We start from the raw sequence: 17902 nt of genomic DNA, 5'->3' as shown, positions 1-17902 counted from the left end.
TTACAAACCAAACATTTTGCCCGGAAATGATCTGACAACGCCGTACATTTCCAGTTCAGTCAGCACAGCAAGAACGTCTGAAATATCCCATTCAAGCTTCTGCGCAAGCTCGTCCGCAAGCATATTGCCGCCCTCGAGCACTCTGCACAACTTCTGCTGCTGTTCATCTAAAGATGAATAATCTATCTGTGGTTTTATCGCCGTTTCTTTTGTTTGCTCTTTACTTTTCTTTTCAGCCTTTTGTCTGCGGCGCTTCTTAGGCTTTGTGTTTTCAGCCTTAACTCCGTCGCTGAATATCGCCGAGTCCTCTGACGGCAAAGTAAATTCGCCGAGGCTCTTCACCATTTTTATGAACTCGAACCTTTCGCATCCGAGAGAATAAACTATATCCTCCGCACCGAAAACAGGCTGGCATTCGTTTCTTATAAGATCACGCTGCCCGAAATATCTGCTGTCATAAATATCGTGGGGCGGGATAACAAATATCTGTTTTCCTTGTGACAAAGCGTGGTCGAAATTGTCCAGTCCGTGACTCTGCTGGCTACATTCCGCAAACAGCACAGCGTCCGAAATGCCCACAAGTATGCGGTTTCTGTTCACGAAAGCATTTCCATAAGCACGGCAGCCGGGGAAAAGTTCTGATATCATAACGCCCTTTTGCGCAATAATATTTTTAAGCTCTCCGCTGCCCTTGGGATAATCGCTGTCAAGAGCCGCACCACTCACCGCAATTGGAAAGCTTCCGCACTCGATAGACACGTTGTTTGCGATCTGATCTATTCCCCCAGCAAAGCCAGAGGCAAGCAGGATATTCCTTCCGATAAGGTCTTTACATATTCGTCCAGTCGTGGCGATGGAATATTCAGACGGCTTTCGTGCGCCGACCACCGATATAACGCATTTATCGTTTAAAAAGTCAAGGTTACCATATGCAAACAGCACAGCAGGCGGATCAGCAATGCCCTTCAGCCTTTTGGGATAGCCCTCACTTTCGTAACAATAAACTTTCATACCGAGATCGTCACAGCGCTCAAGAATTTCATCAACGTCTCTGTCGGTTATCTTCTCTGCCCTCTCGATCTCTTTCTCAGTCAGCCCCGATATCTCACCGCTTTTTATGGCAGACGTGAACTCGAAAATATCATCATAATTCGCCGACAGCTGCCACAGCCTTTTGCTTCCGGGTGTAAACACCAGCACCGACCACAGCCACAATTTAAGCGTCCTGTTATCCACGGCTTTCACCTCTGAACATTTCCCACAGGATAATAGTTCCTGCGCAGGCTGCATTCAGCGATTCGATATTTCCGTGCATCGTGATAGTGATTTTCCTGTCGCAAAGCTCAACGTGCTCGTTCGGCAGACCTTTTCCCTCGTTGCCTATTACCACAGCGCAAGGCTTTGAAAAATCAAAGTCCGTAATGCTTTCGCCGTCTCTAACAACAGCCGCAGCCGTTAGTATGCCGACTTTTCCGAAAAGCTCAGCCGCTTCCTCAAACCGTTTAACAACGAAAATCTTCAATCGTGAAATGCTTCCCATTGCCGATCTTACGACCTTTGGATTGTAAAGATCAACGCAGTTATCCGTCATAACAGCGCCGCTTACGCCGACAGCGTCAGCCGTACGCAGCAGCGTGCCAAGATTGCCCGGATCCTGCAAGCCGTCAAGGACAAGATATTTGCCGCCTTTGTCGATATTATCCTCGCAAAAGGGTATATCAAGCTTTTTCGCAATCATAAAAATGCCCTGCGAGCTTCCCTCGTCGGTCATTTTGTCAGCCAATTCCTGCGATATCTCGAATATCTTATCATCATCCACGCAGCGAAAAATATCGTCCACCGAAAGATTATTTTTATACTTTTCAAGAGCCTGAGCAGTATAAAAAACAGCTTCGATGGTTATATTTCCGCAGAGCGCTTCATAAGCGGTGTCAACGCAGTTTCTTGCACCTTCGATCGTAAAAAGTCCCTGCTCGTCACGATATTTCTTGTTTGAAGCAAGCTTTTTATACAGCTTGATCTTAGGATTATCTTTACTATTGATATGCAAACTGCGTCACCTCTTATTCCTGATATTATTGCCTTAATATACAACAAAACACGCAGGTTACAAGAACGTGCGTGTTTTTTACTATTAAAGGGCTGCCTTAGCCTTCTCAGCGATAGCTGTGAAACCAGCTGGATCGTTGATCGCAATTTCGGAAAGCATCTTTCTGTTAAGCGTGATGCCTGCCTTGTTTACGCCGTTCATAAACGTCGAATAGTTCATACCGTTGAGCTTTGCAGCAGCAGAGATTCTTGTGATCCAGAGCTTTCTGAAATCTCTCTTCTTCTGCTTTCTGCCGATGTATGCGTACTGACCAGACTTCATCACAGCCTGCTTAGCCATCTTAAAGTGCTTGCTCTTAGCGCCAAAATATCCCTTAGCCAGCTTAAGAGTCTTGTTTCTTCTCTTACGAGTCATCATTGCTCCCTTTACACGAGCCATAGTTATTACCTCCTGAAATTTTTAATGTTTGATTTTCCCTACAACTCGTTTATTTGTAAGGGATAAGAGCCTTTACGTTCTTGATGTTGGTATCGTCTGCATAAGCTGCGCCACGCAGGATTCTCTTACGCTTGTGATCCTTCTGAGTAAGTCTGTGTCTCTTGTTTGTGTGCTGGAACTTTACCTTACCGCTTCCGGTTACGCTGAAACGCTTCTTTGCGCCGGAATGTGTCTTAATCTTTGGCATTTGATTTATCCTCCTTAATTATTTTACTTGTTAACCTTCGGAGAAACGAACATTACAAGGTTACGCCCCTCCATTTTGGATGGCTTGTCAACAACGCCGACGTCGGAGATAGCGTCCTTAAACTTCACCAGCAGCTCTTCTGCGAACTGTGGGTGAGCGAAGGTTCTCTTCTTGAACCTTACAGAAACCTTTAACTTATCTCCTCCGCTAAGGAATTTAACAGCCTGATTGACCTTTACATTAAAATCGTGAGTGTCGATAGTTGAGAACATTCTGATCTCCTTGATCTCGATCACTTTCTGATTTTTTCTTGCTTCCTTCGCACGCTTTGCCTGCTCGAAGCAGAACTTACCGTAATCCATTATACGGCAAACCGGCGGTGTAGCCTGTGGCGCGATCTTAACAAGATCCAGATCCTTTTCCATTGCAATTTTAAGAGCCTCGTCAGCGCTTAAAATACCAAGCTGATTTCCGTCAACATCAATGACCCTGAGCTCTTTGTCTCGGATCTCTTCGTTGATCTGATGTTCCCTGTTGCTAATGACGCAGCACCTCCAAAATAAAATAAAACGGGTACAGACAAAATCCGTACCCGCATAATAAACTTTATAAGCTCATTAAAATGCACATTGTTGACCTTTTTACATCAGAATAATTCTGCGCTTAAGGTGAGAACGGATCAAGTTCTGCTTTGTTTACCTAAATATTATACTACATTCATACTCCATTGTCAACAGCATAATAACAAATACTGTTGTAAATTTTTTATGAACACACATATAACAACCCTCTACAAAACATTATAGCACATTTATAAAGGTATTTCAACCCCTTTTCTGAGCCAGAAAGAATAAATATAGCTGCTTTTTATTTTTTCGCCAAGTATGAGCTCAAAAGCCGCCTTGTAAAGGGCAAGCTGTGTCTTATAACCCATAAGTTCGCTGATATCTCCGAACCTGTCGGTCTTATAGTCCACCAGCACATAGCCGTCAGGCTCTTTGAAAATGCAGTCGGCGATACCCTGTATCATTCCGCCCTGTCCGCTGATATCGGGCAGGCTGTCTTTAAGGTCGAGGTCGGCGATAGACACAAGAAACTTTTTCTCTCGCATTATTTTCTCTGAACTGTTCATTCGCCCAAAGAAGTCGGAAGCAAAGAAAGCTTTCAGCGCTTCAAGATACACTCCGTCCGCTTCTTTCTGCGTGAAAAAGCCTTTTTCCACAAGTCTCGCAAGTTCGCTCTCGGTATCAGCCTTTGCCTTTTCGTAGTCGGCAAGCTCCATAAACTTGTGGGTGAAAGTTCCACGCTCCGCCGCCGTGAGCTTGTCCAGTTCATCGTCAAGCCTTGGCAGATTTGGATAGAACTCGGGATTTTTCTCGCCGTATTCTTTTTCCTTTTCCGCCGCCGTTATCTCAGTGACTGTCATTTTTGCCGGGGTCTCGCTGCCTTTCATATCATACTTGCTGTCAAACTTTTCAAGAAGCTCACGCACCAGCTGATTGTTGACAGCCGCAAAACTTATCTGCTGCTCTTCTGCCTGATCGTCCTGTTTGGTGTCAACGCTATACTCATTATATACAAGCTCCGGCTGGATATAGTCGCAGGTCTCCATAACGCTCGTATCTCCGCCCAGCCAGTCAAGAAGCTCCCCTTTCTGCTTATGAAGCGACAGCGCCAGCATTACCCAATCAAGCATAGTATTCGCTTCTATTGCCGTCTTTTCCAAAGTGTCCCCAGCCTTTGTGCTGAGATTTGCCGCATTCTCTATGTATTGGACTTTCTTCTCAATATAACTATCGTAAGTCGTATTGCTTTTGCTGTGCTGAGGTGCGCAGCAAATAAACAGCCTCTCCTTTGCTCTCGTGCAGGCAACATACAGAAGCCTCAGCTTTTCGCTTTTCTCTTCATTATCGCATATCATTCTGAGATTTTCATAATAGACCGACGTCTTTTCGATAAGCTTTTCTTTGTCTTTGAACTTAAAAGCAAAGCCGTATTCATTGTGTGATTTAAAGCTGTTCTGATTTTTAACAAGCGGTATATCAAGCTGACAAAGGAATACAAAAGGATACTCGAGACCCTTTGAAGCGTGGAACGTTTTTATGTAAACCGAATCGCTGCCCTCTGTTATGGTCATTGCCTGCTTGAAAGCCTTTTCGTTGGTCTCCACCGATTTGATATAGCGCAGGAGGCCTGTTACGCCCTCTTGGCTGTTTTCCTCATATGCGGCGGCGTATTCAAGCAAAAGCCGCAGATTTGCACGCTTTTTGTCCGAATCAAGATAAAGCGACACAACGCCCATAAGGTCGGTCATATCGTAGATCTTTCTTATAAACCGCTCGAGCCCCATACTCATCGAAAGATATCGCAGCTCGCCAAGAAATTTGTTCAGCTTTATGCACTTTTGCTGGAGCTTTTCATTGCCAAGCTCCATATGTTCTGCTTCTTTTTCGTGACCGTTTTCCGCCGAGCCTGCCGCTGCCACAACTTGATAAATATGGTTTCTAAGCCTGCTGCCTTCTATCTTCGTGCGCTGAGATATCGCCGCCATTTCATCTGGTGAAAACTCAAATACAGGCGACATCATCACCGCCGCCATTGCAACATCATTCATCGGATTGTCGATTATTTTAAGCATACTGAGCACAAGGGATATCTCTCTTGACTTCAGATAGCCGTCCGTGTCCTCTGAATACGCTTTCAGACCAACGGCTTCAAGGGCTTTTGCCGCCTGCGCAGCACCCTTGTTTGTTTGCGTAAGTATACAGAAATCTCCAGGACGGCAGTTTCTCAGCGTGCCGTGATCGTCCACCTTTTCACCGCTTGCGATCATCGACTTTATCTTCTGCGCAACGGCATAATTCTCAGTCGAATAGCCATTGAGCTTTGAATACTGCCTGTCGTCCTTGATAAGAATGATCTCCGTCGGCTTGTCCTCGCCTACATAGCCTGCGCCAAGTCTCAGCTCTTCGTCCTCAGTATAATCGACATCGCCGTTATCCTGCGTCATAAGATTGTGGAAAAGGTAATTTACAAAGTCGATAACGCAACGCCTGCTTCGGAAATTCTTGCTAAGCTTTATTGATATAAGCTGATCTTTGTTGGCTTCATTCTGAGCGTCACGCTTGGTCTTGTTGAAAAGTTCTGGGTTTGAAAGTCTGAAACGATATATCGCCTGCTTGATATCACCAACGACAAACACGTTTTTGCCCATTATCTCAATGTTATCGGTATCGGAAAGCAGTCTGAAAACAAGTTCCTGCAAATTGTTTACATCTTGGAACTCATCAATGAAAATGACTTCGTAAAGCCTGTTGTTTCTTATCTCTTCGCAAAGCTCCGTTCGCTTTATGCCGTCCTCGCCGTCGATCACAAGCAAGTCTCTTGCCATTATCTCAACGTCAGAGAATGTCAATCCGTTGCGCTCAAGCTTCTCCTCGTGTGAAAACTCTTCGATATAGTCACAGACATTGCAAAGTATAGTAAATATCCTGTCAGAGAAAAGCATATTCTCTTTCATCATATCTTCTGTGACATTGAATGTTACGAATATCTCCGCCAATATGCTCTTATAGCTGTCTCTGCAAGCTTTAGCCGTTTCATAGCTGTCTGATAACATCATCTTGATATCATCTTCCAGCGATTTGTAAACCTTGCTTGTTTTTGAAAGTGGCTTTATCCTTGCAAGGTTATCGTTTTTAGGATATTTCGCAAAGAAGTCGATATCTCTCGCTTCTATCTTCTTTCTTATCTCGCCGATAGACTCACCGTCATCAAGAACTGTTTCAAGTATCTTTGAATAGTCAGACAGCTTGAAAAAATCATTTTCATATCTAGCCAGCGCTTCAAACTTCTCATAAAGCACCTGTGCTTTGTCAAGCTTGCGCTTCATCTGTTCAAAGAGATTATCCACAAAGCCTTCAAATACAGCGTCGTCGGTGAAATTCCTGTGTGTATAATTTATCCAGCGCTTCGGGAATGGCAGCGAACGCAGAAAGTCATAAAGCCCTTTTATAATGTTGCCATTCACGTCAACAGCGTTGTTAAGCAGCTTATAGCTTTCGTAATCCTCTTGGCAGAGCCTTTCAAGTGCTGCTGTTTGCGCCTGATCGTAGATCATATTCTGTATGCTTTCATCTAAGATAGATATTCCGCCTTGAAAATCAAATTCCTGCAAGTTGCTTTTTACAAGGTCAAGGCAGAAAGAGTCTATGGTGCAGACCTTTGCAAGCTGCAAAAGGTTCTGCTGACTGAGCAGCCATTTGTTATCGGGCTCACGTCTTAGTTTTTCTTCAAAAGCCTGCGCAAGCTTGTCTCTCATCTGCGCCGCAGCTTCGTTTGTGAATGTTACCGCAAGCAGTCTGTCCGCAGGTATCTTGTTTTTCTCGTCAGACAAAAGGTCTATCATTCGCTGTATGAGCACGGCGGTCTTGCCGCTTCCTGCCGCCGCCGAAACGATTATGCCCTTGCCACGCTCTTCTATCGCCTGCCGCTGTTCATCTGTCCACTTAACATCAGCCATTTACTCTTCCTCCTTTCCCTCAGACAATTCCTGCTCAAGCATTTCCCCATAGACCTTATCGTCGATATTGATAACGTCCTCTTGGTTGAGCCTGCCGCATATCTCTCTGTAATCGCAGTATCCACAAGCGCCGCCAACGGGACGTGCTTCTATCCTGCCTTTGCAAAGGTCTTTGCCGAACTCTGTAACTTTCTTTGTGGCAAAGTCTCTCAGCTTTGTGAAATACGAACTTGTCACGATGTCATTGTTCTTTGCGTTAAAAGGCGCATAGGCATAGCTCTCTTCGGTGTTGTAAGCTTCAAGCACTTCCTTATCGTCAACAGTCCTGCCCACAGGCTTGAAGGCCTTGAGGCGTGCCTTGTGTTCGTCCTCTTCGATATCAGCGTCGAAAGTTTCCGCTTTAAACTTTGCGCTTTCGCCGACCTTGTAATAGATAATGCCGGCCTGTTTAAGTCCGCCATCGATATTGACAGGATTTTTGCTTTCAAGCAAAGCCGTCAGATACACGAACATCTGCAAGTTTAGACCATTATAAAGCCAAGAATATTTCAGCTCCATTTTTCCCGTCTTGTAGTCGATTATGCGGACGTATTTTTCGCCGTTCTCGTCCTCAAAAATGTCAACACGATCTATGGTTCCTGTGAGAATTATCTTGTCTCTGCCGTTGACGTCAAGGATAAGCCTGTCCTCATTTTCCGTTCTTTCTATCTTGTATTCGAGCAGCGCAGGTCTGAACTTTGAATGATAAAGCTCATTCTGCATAAATTTTACTATATGAAAAGCGTTGCTTTCAAGCCTTTCCTGCAAATACACGAAGGACGGCGATTTGCCGAAGGTTCCGCCCAGATAGTCTTTTATATATGCCGAAATGTTATCGTGAATGAAATCTCTGATATCATCATCGCTCATTTTCAGAAAAGCTTCATTATATACAGTATCGCCGTTTTCATTTTTGCAGCCGATAATGCTTTCAAGCAGCTGGTGGATAATAAGTCCGTTATTGACCTTGTTTATCTGAATTGACTGCACGACCCTAAGACCCAGCCCCGATTTGCAGAAAAACTTGAATGGACACTTGTAGTAATCGTCAAGTGCAGTCGGTGAGACCTTTTTCGGCTCTTCACTAAAGAAAAGCTGGTGGGCTGTCTCTTCCGACAGACTGTAATCGCCGTTTTCACGAAGCTTTCTTGAACGTCCCAGCTTCTCGGCATATTCATCGCTGAGGGCAAGCGCCGCCTTGACAGAAGCCGTCTGAGTGGTGTTGTCTCTTGAATGTTCCATATATTTGTAGTATGCCGTTCTGAACGACGTGCAGTAAAAATCAAGGCTCTCGTTCTGCGCCTTTGTGACGATATCGCCAAACATTGCCGTCAGCTCGCCAACCAGCGACGACGGCCGCTTGACCTTGCCCACAAGGTCTGACTCTGAATAGAGCACATATACCCTTTCGTCCGCAAGGGTCAAGGCATTATAGCACACAAGCTTTTCGCTCTGAAAAGCCTTTCGTGCGCTTTGATTTATGGTTATATCGCTGTCCTGCAAAAGCTGTTTTTCGCTTTCGGTGATAAGTCCCGAACTGCTTACAGTCGCAGGAAAAATGCCGTCGTTGACCTCAACGGCAAACACAGCCTTTACGCCGTCAAGCCTTGAATGGCTGGGGTCGCATACTCTCACGCTGTCAAGCTTCTGCGGCGGTCTTGAAACGCTCATCTGCGCCAGCATAAGCTTGAAAAGCTCGTAAAACTGTCTTAGAGATATGACTTCATCGCCCATACGATCGTATATTGACTTTATCGCCGACAAAACTGAGTTCCAAAGCTGTTTGAGGCCTCTCGACATTTCAAGCTGGGTCTCGTTGCTTGAAGCGCCGGCTTTTTTCACAACTGAATACATCTGTTGGGAAAGCTTGACCTTTGAAAGCAGGTCGTAAAGAGCCCGACAGATATCCCGTGCGGCAGCCTTGCCGCCTACCTTGTGCTTGAACGCCTCGAAAGGCTCGATAATGAAACGTCTTGACTGATTTATCGCCGCAAGCTGCTTCTCGCTCAAGCCATTTGATACCGTGAAATCTTCGAGCCATATATCCCCGTCAACGTTCCACATAACGCAGTAATCTTCAAGGTTAGATATCTGAATGTTTATCATCTCGCACAGTGGCGATTTTATGTATTTGAGAATATTGTCGGTGGAATAGGTCTTTGAGAGCAGGCACTTGAATATTGCGTTCATATAGCGCACCAGCGACGAAGCCGAAACGCTGTCGCTGCTATCCACAAAGCAGGGTATCTCATAGCGCTCAAAAGTGCCCTCAAATACAGAAGCACATTGCTTTATATCACGGACAAGAACGGCTATCTCATTATAATGGTAGCCCTTTTCACGCACCAGCTCGCATATCTTTGCGCTGGCATATTCGCTCTCTTCATAGATATCTGTCGCCGACACAACACTTACAGTCTTGCATTCGCCTTCATAAGGCTTTTTGCAGGTATTGAAAAGATTTTTGCTGAGATAAACGAGCTCGCCTCTCTGCCTGCCGTCATTCTTCGCGCTTATGAGCTGCGCCTTGTAATTGTGATCTGCCGCAAGTTCGATGATCTGTTGTCTTGTTCTGATAGTATCCGCAAAGGGGTGATTGCCGTACTGATCGACACATTCATCATCAATGATAAGGGAGGCCGTCAGCTCTTTGCATTGAGCAATCGCAACATCAAGCATTTTAAGCTCATCATATGTAAAATCGTTGAAAGCGTCCACGAACACTGACATTCCGCAGAAATAGCCGTTGTTCTTGACCTGTCTTACGCTTCTCGCAATAGCCGAAAGCGTATCCTGCATTCCTGCCTTTTCAAGTTCCTCCATATAAAAGCCGTAAAGCCTTGACAGATCGTAAAGCTTCATCGCCAGCGAACCGCCCTGCTTTTCCGCCGCAATCTGCAACGCTTCGGGGGTGACGCCGCTTTCTCTGAACTGGCTTATAAGCTTGTTGACTTCGGCAATAAAGCTGCCCTTGTCGAGACTTCTCTTGTAAAAACGCACGTCCCTTGTCTCTTTCAGCCGCCTTACCGCTTTATACATAAGTATAGTCTTTACATTTTCATCAGCATTTTCCTTTGATGAGCCTCCATAAAGCTTCTCGGTCAGATCTGAAAGCCTGTTGAAGCCTGCTGTCTGAATGGAATTGAAAAGCTTTGCACCCATTGCTTCATAAAGCTTCTTGTCATATTCAAATGAAAACTGATCGGGTATCAGCACCAGCACTTGTTCGCCGCTTTCCGCCGCAGCTTTTATCCTGTCGATAAAAAGCTTGTCACGCTGGCTATGAGAACCGCCGCTTATAATTGTTACCAAACCTTTGCACTCCCTCCGTGTAAATTTTGATCGTTCTCAACAATTTTACCACGACAAGGCAGAAAAGTCAACAAAGAAATTCTGATATATGTCCGAATATTTGGACAGCAATGCAGTATTCAGCTTTTTAGTCGAACAGGCTTCTTATTATCTCCGCAAGCTTGAAAGAAAACTTTATATCACTCTTGTCGCCGTCAATGACCTTGATATCCTCGCTTTCATCGTTATCGCAGACAGCGTCCTGCAAGATAAAAAGCGCACCTATCCCCGAAGCTGTACAGCTTGCCTGAACAGTCGGTGTGCTTGCCGATACGATAAATGCGCAGATGATTGCGATCGTGAATTTTCTCATAAAAAAAGACCTCCCGTCTGATATTTCCGTTCGATCAGATTATGGGAGGTCTTAAAACGATTTATTCAGTTTTTGGATATTTTTTAGTTGCCGAAAAATTTTCTTGCAATATCAACGGATTCCTTTGCGTCCTTCGCATAATAATCCGCACCGATCTGCTCGGCATAATCAGGGGTAACAACAGCGCCGCCCACGATTATCTTGCAGTCAACATTGTTTTCACGGAGAAGCTTTACTGTGTTCTCCATACTTACAAGGGTGGTGGTCATAAGGGCTGAAAGTCCGATAAGGTGAACGTCGTTTTCGATAGCGCAGTCAACGACAGTCTGATAATCAACATCCTTGCCAAGGTCGATAACGTCATAGCCATAGTTTTCAAGGAGCACCTTTACGATGTTCTTGCCAATATCGTGGATATCGCCCTTAACCGTGGCAAGGATAATCTTGCCCTTTGAAACGCTCTTCTCGCCTGTTGAAAGGATATGGTTCTTTATTACCTCAAAGCAGGACTGCGCCGTGCCTGCGGTCTGGATAAGCTGGGGCAGGAAAAGCTTGCCCTTTTCAAATTCAGCGCCCGCCTTGTCAAGTGCAGGTATGAGCATATCGTTGACGATATTCATAGCGTCGGTCTCTTTCAGCAGCTTTGCCGTAAGGTCGGCAGCTTCCTTTTTAAGGCCATTCTCGATAGCGTAAGTAAGGTCGATATCAGCCTTTTCGCCTGACGGAGCAGCAGCCTGCGGCTTCTTGTCTCCGCCGTAATGTGCAATGAAGTCAACAGAGTTCTTGTCTATATTCGTAAGCAGCTTATAAGAGCGCACAGTTGCGGTCATAGAGTCGATATTCGGGTTCATAATCGGCAGATCAAGACCCTTTGTCAGCGCCATCATAAGGAAGTTGTGATTAACGATCTCTCTGCTTGGCAGACCGAAGCTTATGTTTGAAACGCCGAGAACTGTTTTAAGTCCAAGCTCGTTTTTAACACGCTCGACTGCATTTACAGTCTGCATAACGTTTTCCTGCTCAGCGGAAGCCGTCAGCGTCAGACAGTCGATATAAACGTCCTCTTTTCTAATGCCACATTCAAGCGCTCTGTCAAGTATTTTCTTTGCAAGCTCGAAACGCTTGTCAGCGGTCTTTGGTATGCCGTTTTCGTCAAGGGTCAGACCAACGACAGCAGCGCCGTATTTCTTTACCAGCGGCAAAACGTTCTGCAATGAGCTTTCCTCAGCGTTTACTGAGTTGACGATAGGCTTGCCGTTGTAAACTCTCAGCGCAGCTTCAAGGACTTCGGGGATAGTCGAATCCACCTGCAAAGGCACGTCAACAACGCCCTGCAAAGCCTTGACGGCTCTAACCATCATCGCCTTTTCGTCGATACCCGGGAGACCAACGTTTACGTCAAGGATATCAGCGCCTGCGTGTATCTGCTCGATAGCCTGTCCCAAGATATAGTCGATATCGCCTGCAAGAAGAGCTTCCTTGAAACGCTTTTTGCCTGTCGGGTTGATACGCTCGCCGATTATTCTTGGCTGGTCTATAACGACTGTGCTGGTTGCCGAACAGCACGCCGCAGGGATATCGTGGTGTATCTTGACGTGCTTCTTGCCCTCAAGCATTTCGCTGAGCTTTTTGATATACTGAGGATCAGTTCCGCAGCAGCCGCCAAGGACTTTCACGCCAAGTGGTATAAGCTTTTCAGCGAACTCAGCAAACTCCTCAGGCGAGCAGTTATATTCATTTGTAACAGGGTCAGGGAGACCGGCGTTAGGCTTTACCACAACAGGAAGATTTGTCCACTTGCAAAGCTCCTCAACAACAGGATAAAGCTCCTTCGGCCCGAGGGAACAGTTCACGCCGATAGCGTCAACGCCCAAACCCTCGAGGGTAAGCGCCATTGAGCTTATGGAAACGCCCGTGAATGTTCGCATATTCTCTTCAAATGTCATCGTGCATATTATCGGCAGATCGCTGTTTTCCTTTGCCGCAAGGACAGCGGCTTTCAGCTCGTAAAGGTCTGTCATCGTCTCGAATACGATGAGGTCAGCGCCCTTTCCTGCGATTATCTGCTCTTTGTATACGTCATAAGCTTCTTCAAAGGTCAGCGTGCCTGTCGGCTCGAGAAGCTGTCCGATAGGGCCGATATCAAGCGCCACAAGTGTGTCCGTACCCTCACAGGCCTTTCTTGCGTTCTCGATAGCCGCAGGGATAGCCTGCTGAACTGTATAGCCGCACTTGGCAAGCTTGTGTCTGTTTGCACCGAATGTGTTGGCATAAACGACGTCCGAACCAGCCTCAACATACTGCTTGTGGATATCCACCAGCCAGTCGGGCTTTTCGATATTGAGAGCCTCAGGCGTTGCGCCCATTTCAAGACCCTTCGCTTGGAGCATAGTGCCCATTGCGCCGTCAAGTATGATAAATTCCTTTGTTTTCAGTAATGTTCTAAGATCCACAATGATCCCCCTTTTGTCTGAATTGGCAGACTTCACGCATATTGCAGCAGGCACAGCCTCGTCTGCCCCTTGATATCTCATTTTCCGACAGCCCGATAACAGCCGTGACCGACTTTCTCGGAGTCAGAATATTATTTTCCGTTGCATTTAGTCCGATAAGCTTCTGAGCGTTCAGCACGTCAAGAAAAGTCCTCTGCACGCTTATGGGCAGATCGCCATAGCCTGGCGAAAAGCGCCAAGTCTGATTATAGCCCGACAGCCGCTCTTTGACTTCGCCGTCAACGTGATCGCACACCTGCTCGATAGCGGCGCTTGCAAGACAGTCAGCCACCACGGCTTTCGTCATATCCTCCGCCTCAAAGGCACGCAGCCGCATATCCACCCCCGACGAAACAGTCGCCGCAAAGAGCACGCATTTTGTGCAACCGTCAAGGTGCCGTCTTATATCCTTGCCGCCAAGAAAAAGCGGCGTTCCAATGACTTTCACGCCGTCCTCAAGCAACCCGATATCGAACACCCTGTAAACGTATTTTGGATTTATAACGTCAAGCAGAGCTTTTTCACATTCATCTATAATAGCATTTGTCCTGTCATCAGGTTTGTTTGCGCCGAAGCCCATATATCTTGCGGCTTCCCTGCGGTTAATGCTTTCAAGCTTCAAATTATCACCTACTCGGGATTTATTATATCACAATACTATGAAATTTACAACACCTAAAAATAAACAGCCTATGATTTAGTATAAAACCGCATAAAAATTCGGCAGAACACCGTCTGCCGAAAACATTATAAACTATGACAAAACGCCGATAATTTCCAACAAGGACATCACGATCATCACAAGTGACATTCCGCTGAGCATAAAGCCAAGCAGCGTACAGCACAGAGCATTTGCGTCATAGACAGCGCCGTGCTTTTTATCCAGCCGAAGCCTTACCACCTTGTCGGTGCGATAAAGCTTTGCTCTGAAGATTATCTCGCAGGGAAAAACGTTTGGATATTCCTCGCCGTCGATCATATAAAAAGCCGTATCAAAGCGGTTCTTGCCGCTTCTGCCTATCCTTGTAAAATTGCCCTTAGCAAGCTTTGTGCCGATGAGCCGCACGAGACTGAACACAAAGAACCCGAATATAAACACCAGCGCCGCCGCTATCATCACCAGCAGCATTATTGGCACGATAGCGATATCAGCCCCAAGACACAGGGCGAGGACTATCACCACAGCCGCTATAACAAGATATTCCATTTACTTCTTTCTCCTTATCGAAGCAGGCTCTTGTAATAGTCGCTGAGCTTCTGAGCATTGGCTTTAAGAAGCTGCTGTGCGGTATCGGCGACGGCTTTGTTTGCAAATATCCCCGTCTTTGAAAGCTCCTCCGCCTTTTTGGCAAGGTCAACAGCTTTTTGAAGCTGGGAGATATCATCGCTCTGCGAACTTTCCTCCGCAAGCCTGCAATATGCGGCTGCTTTAAGGGCGGCGGTCTCGTCCTTGAAGTTCTCAGGTATATCGGCTTGCGTTACCTCTTTATAGTTCTTTTGCTCAAAAGCCTTTCGTATATTGATATAGTCGTCAGCACTGTAAGCCGAGCGGCAGTCGTTTTCGTCCGGCATAAGTGCGTTAGGCTCGATCTCAAGCACTCTGCACAGATACTCCAGCGTTTTTATTGAGGGCGCAGCCGCACCGCTCTCTATCTGCGACAGCATATTTCTTGTTATGAAATCGCCAACGACTTCGCTTTGCGTCATTTTCTTCGCAAGCCTTGCTTCCTTTATGCGCTTGCCCAAAGTTACGCTGTCCATATATCGCACCTCTCTTTACTATGTAAATATCATTTACATACATAATAACAGATTTGAGAGCCGATTGCAAGCGTTTCACAAAAAATTAACATATGTATTTTTTGTTAGGCTATACCTAACATTGTAACAACTTGACCCACCAAAATATTTTTTTAGGTTTTACTAAAAAACCTATTGACAAACGACAAAAAACGTTATATAATAAGCGTAAATAATATTTACATAAGGAGGTGCTTATCTTTATGAGTGAGTGGTGGGAAGGTTTATCACTTATATTGAAAGTTCTGTACTGCATTGCATTTCCGTCAACGATGATACTGCTTATACAAACGCTGTTCTCGATGTTCGGAATGCACGACGGCGGCGGAGGGCACGATCTCAGCGACACTTCGGGGCTTGACCTTAACACGTCGGTGGATATCGACACGGACATAAGCGTTCACGGTGATATCTGCCCTGTTCACGGCATTCACCACGTTGGCGGCGATCACGATATCGACGGCGGAAATCCTGCTGACTTTACGACAATGAGAATGTTCACCCTGCAAACTATCGTAACATTTCTGACTGTATTCAGCTGGTCGTCTATCGTGCTGGTAAATTCGGGCATCCTGCCTATTGTGTCAACAGTTATCGGCTTTGTGCTGGGACTTGCGACAATGCTTCTTGTGGCAAAGATCGTTCAGCTGTCGGCAAGGCTTACAGAAAACGGCACGGCCGATTACAAAAACGCTATCGGTGAAGCCGCAACAGTATATATCCCCTGTCCGCCGAAAAATCAAGGTCTTGGCAAGGTAAACGTCATCGTGAACGGACAGCTTACCGAGCTTACGGCGATAAATAACGGCGACGAGCTTATAAAAACAGGTGCGCAGGTGCGTGTTATCGACTTGCAAGGCGACACGGTCGTTGTAGAAAAAGAATAGAATATACATTATTATAGTATAATAAAAATTAGAACAAAACGGACAAGATCAAATAGTTTATATTCCCATTGGGGTCATATGGGTTATAAAAATAAATTTACGGAGGAAAAATTATGCCACCTATCATTATTGTTTGCGTGATAGTTGCCGTGCTCTTTGCAGCATTGATCGCAATTCTGTCACGTTACAGAAAATGCCCTTCCGACAAGGTGCTGGTCATTTACGGTAAAGTCGGAACAGACAAGAACGGACAGGCAAGAAGCGCAAGATGTATCCACGGCGGTGCGGCTTTCATCGTGCCGATAATCCATTCATACGAGTATATGGATCTTACGCCTATCTCGATCAATGTGGATCTTAAAAACGCTCTGTCAAAGCAGAACATCAGGATCGACGTACCTTCAAGATTTACTGTTGGTATCTCAACAGAGCCTGGCGTTATGCAAAACGCCGCTGAGAGACTTCTCGGCTTGAAGCTCATCGAGATACAGGAGCTTGCAAAAGATATCATCTTTGGTCAGCTGAGACTTATCATCGCAACAATGGATATCGAGGAGATCAACTCCGACAGAGATAAATTCCTGCTTGCGGTATCAAACAACGTTGAGATCGAGCTGAAAAAGATCGGTCTTAAACTCATCAACGTAAACGTAACGGACATCACGGACGAGTCCGGATATCTTGAAGCCCTCGGTAAAGAGGCCGCTGCAAAGGCTATCAACGACGCTAAGAAGTCCGTTGCCGAAAAGCACAGAGACGGTGAGATCGGTCAGGCAAACGCTCAGAAGGATCAGCGTATCCAAGTGGCTGCCGCAAACGCTTCCGCTATCGACGGTGAGAACCAAGCGAAGATCGAAGTTGCACAGTCAGAAGCCCTCAGACGTGAACGTGAGGCGGAAGCTCTCAGACAAGCTACCGCTGCCGAAGCCGTTCAGGCCGCAAAGGCAAAACAGGAAGCTTACATCGCTCAGCAGTCAGCCGAGCAGACAAGAGCAGAGCTTGAAAAAGCAACACAGACGGCTGACGTTATCGTAAAGGCGCAGATATCCAAGCAGCAGGCTGAGATCGAAGCCGAAGCACAGGCCGAAGTCGTAAGACGCAAGGCAAAGGGTGAAGCTGACGCTATATTCGCAAAAATGGAAGCTGAGGCTAAAGGTAATCAAGAGATACTTACAAAGCAGGCAGAAGGTATGAGAAAGCTTGTTGAAGCAGCAGGCGGAGACGCAAACGCCGCCGTTAAGCTCATCGTTGCCGACAAGCTTGAAGAGCTCATCTCTATTCAGGTAGAAGCTATCAAGAACATCAAGATCGACAAGATCACAGTGTGGGACACAGGCGCAGGCGCTGACGGAAAAGGCTCAACAGCTAACTTTCTCAGCGGACTTATGCAGTCAGTTCCTCCTCTGAACGATCTGTTCAAGCAGGCAGGAATGTCGCTCCCCGACTTTCTCGGTGAGGATATCCAAGGCGCTTTGAAAAAGTCACAGGAAGAGGCGGTAAAAAGAGCCGCCGAAGCTGACGAAGCAGAGACCCTTGACCCGAAAGACGTTGAAGTTATAGAACCTGCTGACAAATAAAATCGACCTCCGCAGTCTAATGATTGCGGAGGCTTTTTATGCAAAATGCTGTAAATAGCCTGTCAAATTTGTCAGACTTGCCATTGACAGAATATCTCAGCCACATTATAATGTAGTTAGTAGAACAACGGACATTTAAGCATTTCGCAAAGGAGGCACTATTATGGAAAGACAAAATAGACGTAT

14 protein-coding genes are annotated in these 17902 nt (G+C 46.0%); 2 read left to right on the top strand and 12 right to left on the bottom strand.

Going from position 1 to position 17902, the window contains the following annotated elements:
- The 12 genes from QZ371_RS05900 to QZ371_RS05845 form a co-directional block, all read right to left on the bottom strand.
- On the bottom strand, window positions 1-1236 hold the full coding sequence (locus QZ371_RS05900) for a DNA-processing protein DprA (RefSeq protein ID WP_295210593.1): 1236 nt from the start codon (window positions 1234-1236) through the stop codon (window positions 1-3).
- Window positions 1229-2050 (bottom strand): RNA methyltransferase, encoded by an 822-nt coding sequence (locus tag QZ371_RS05895; protein ID WP_295210591.1) that lies wholly within the window; start codon window positions 2048-2050, stop codon window positions 1229-1231. The genes QZ371_RS05900 and QZ371_RS05895 overlap by 8 nt, the downstream gene beginning before the upstream one ends.
- 84 nt (window positions 2051-2134) lie before the next feature.
- The gene (gene rplT / locus QZ371_RS05890; protein ID WP_295210589.1) at window positions 2135-2488 is read right to left on the bottom strand and encodes a 50S ribosomal protein L20; all 354 of its coding nucleotides are present in this window, start codon (window positions 2486-2488) and stop codon (window positions 2135-2137) included.
- A gap of 49 nt (window positions 2489-2537) precedes the next feature.
- Window positions 2538-2735 carry a 50S ribosomal protein L35 gene (gene rpmI / locus QZ371_RS05885; protein ID WP_022286867.1) on the bottom strand — a complete coding sequence of 66 codons (198 nt, stop codon included), beginning with the start codon at window positions 2733-2735 and terminating at the stop codon, window positions 2538-2540.
- Window positions 2736-2758: 23 nt separating this feature from the next.
- Window positions 2759-3277 (bottom strand): translation initiation factor IF-3, encoded by a 519-nt coding sequence (gene infC / locus QZ371_RS05880; protein WP_295210682.1) that lies wholly within the window; start codon window positions 3275-3277, stop codon window positions 2759-2761.
- Window positions 3278-3546: 269 nt separating this feature from the next.
- A complete protein-coding gene (locus QZ371_RS05875; RefSeq protein ID WP_295210587.1) occupies window positions 3547-7257 on the bottom strand; it encodes a UvrD-helicase domain-containing protein in 3711 nt (1236 codons plus the stop codon).
- Window positions 7258-10608, bottom strand: a complete 3351-nt coding sequence (locus QZ371_RS05870) for a PD-(D/E)XK nuclease family protein (RefSeq protein ID WP_295210585.1) — start codon at window positions 10606-10608, stop codon at window positions 7258-7260.
- Between the two features lie 127 nt (window positions 10609-10735).
- Entirely contained in the window at window positions 10736-10960 is a 225-nt protein-coding gene (locus QZ371_RS05865) for a hypothetical protein (protein ID WP_295210584.1), read from the bottom strand.
- Window positions 10961-11043: 83 nt separating this feature from the next.
- Window positions 11044-13413, bottom strand: a complete 2370-nt coding sequence (locus tag QZ371_RS05860) for a homocysteine S-methyltransferase family protein (protein ID WP_295210582.1) — start codon at window positions 13411-13413, stop codon at window positions 11044-11046.
- A complete protein-coding gene (locus QZ371_RS05855) occupies window positions 13403-14074 on the bottom strand; it encodes a vitamin B12 dependent-methionine synthase activation domain-containing protein (RefSeq protein ID WP_295210580.1) in 672 nt (223 codons plus the stop codon). Before QZ371_RS05855 ends, QZ371_RS05860 begins: the two co-directional genes overlap by 11 nt.
- Before the next feature lie 132 nt (window positions 14075-14206).
- Window positions 14207-14659: a hypothetical protein gene (locus QZ371_RS05850; protein ID WP_295210578.1), complete on the bottom strand. Its 453-nt coding sequence runs from the start codon at window positions 14657-14659 to the stop codon at window positions 14207-14209.
- Window positions 14660-14673: 14 nt separating this feature from the next.
- Window positions 14674-15213, bottom strand: a complete 540-nt coding sequence (locus tag QZ371_RS05845) for a helix-turn-helix transcriptional regulator (protein WP_295210576.1) — start codon at window positions 15211-15213, stop codon at window positions 14674-14676.
- Between the two features lie 242 nt (window positions 15214-15455).
- Between QZ371_RS05845 and QZ371_RS05840 the strand changes: the two genes are divergently transcribed.
- On the top strand, window positions 15456-16139 hold the full coding sequence (locus QZ371_RS05840) for an NfeD family protein (protein WP_295210574.1): 684 nt from the start codon (window positions 15456-15458) through the stop codon (window positions 16137-16139).
- A gap of 113 nt (window positions 16140-16252) precedes the next feature.
- Window positions 16253-17716 (top strand): flotillin family protein, encoded by a 1464-nt coding sequence (locus QZ371_RS05835; RefSeq protein WP_295210573.1) that lies wholly within the window; start codon window positions 16253-16255, stop codon window positions 17714-17716.
- Window positions 17717-17902 lie beyond the last annotated feature (186 nt).

The organism is Ruminococcus sp., from assembly GCF_019423705.1.
GTDB lineage: Bacteria > Bacillota > Clostridia > Oscillospirales > Ruminococcaceae > Hominimerdicola.
Note: the sequence above shows the minus strand (reverse complement) of the source record. Positions and strands in the feature narration are given on the sequence as shown.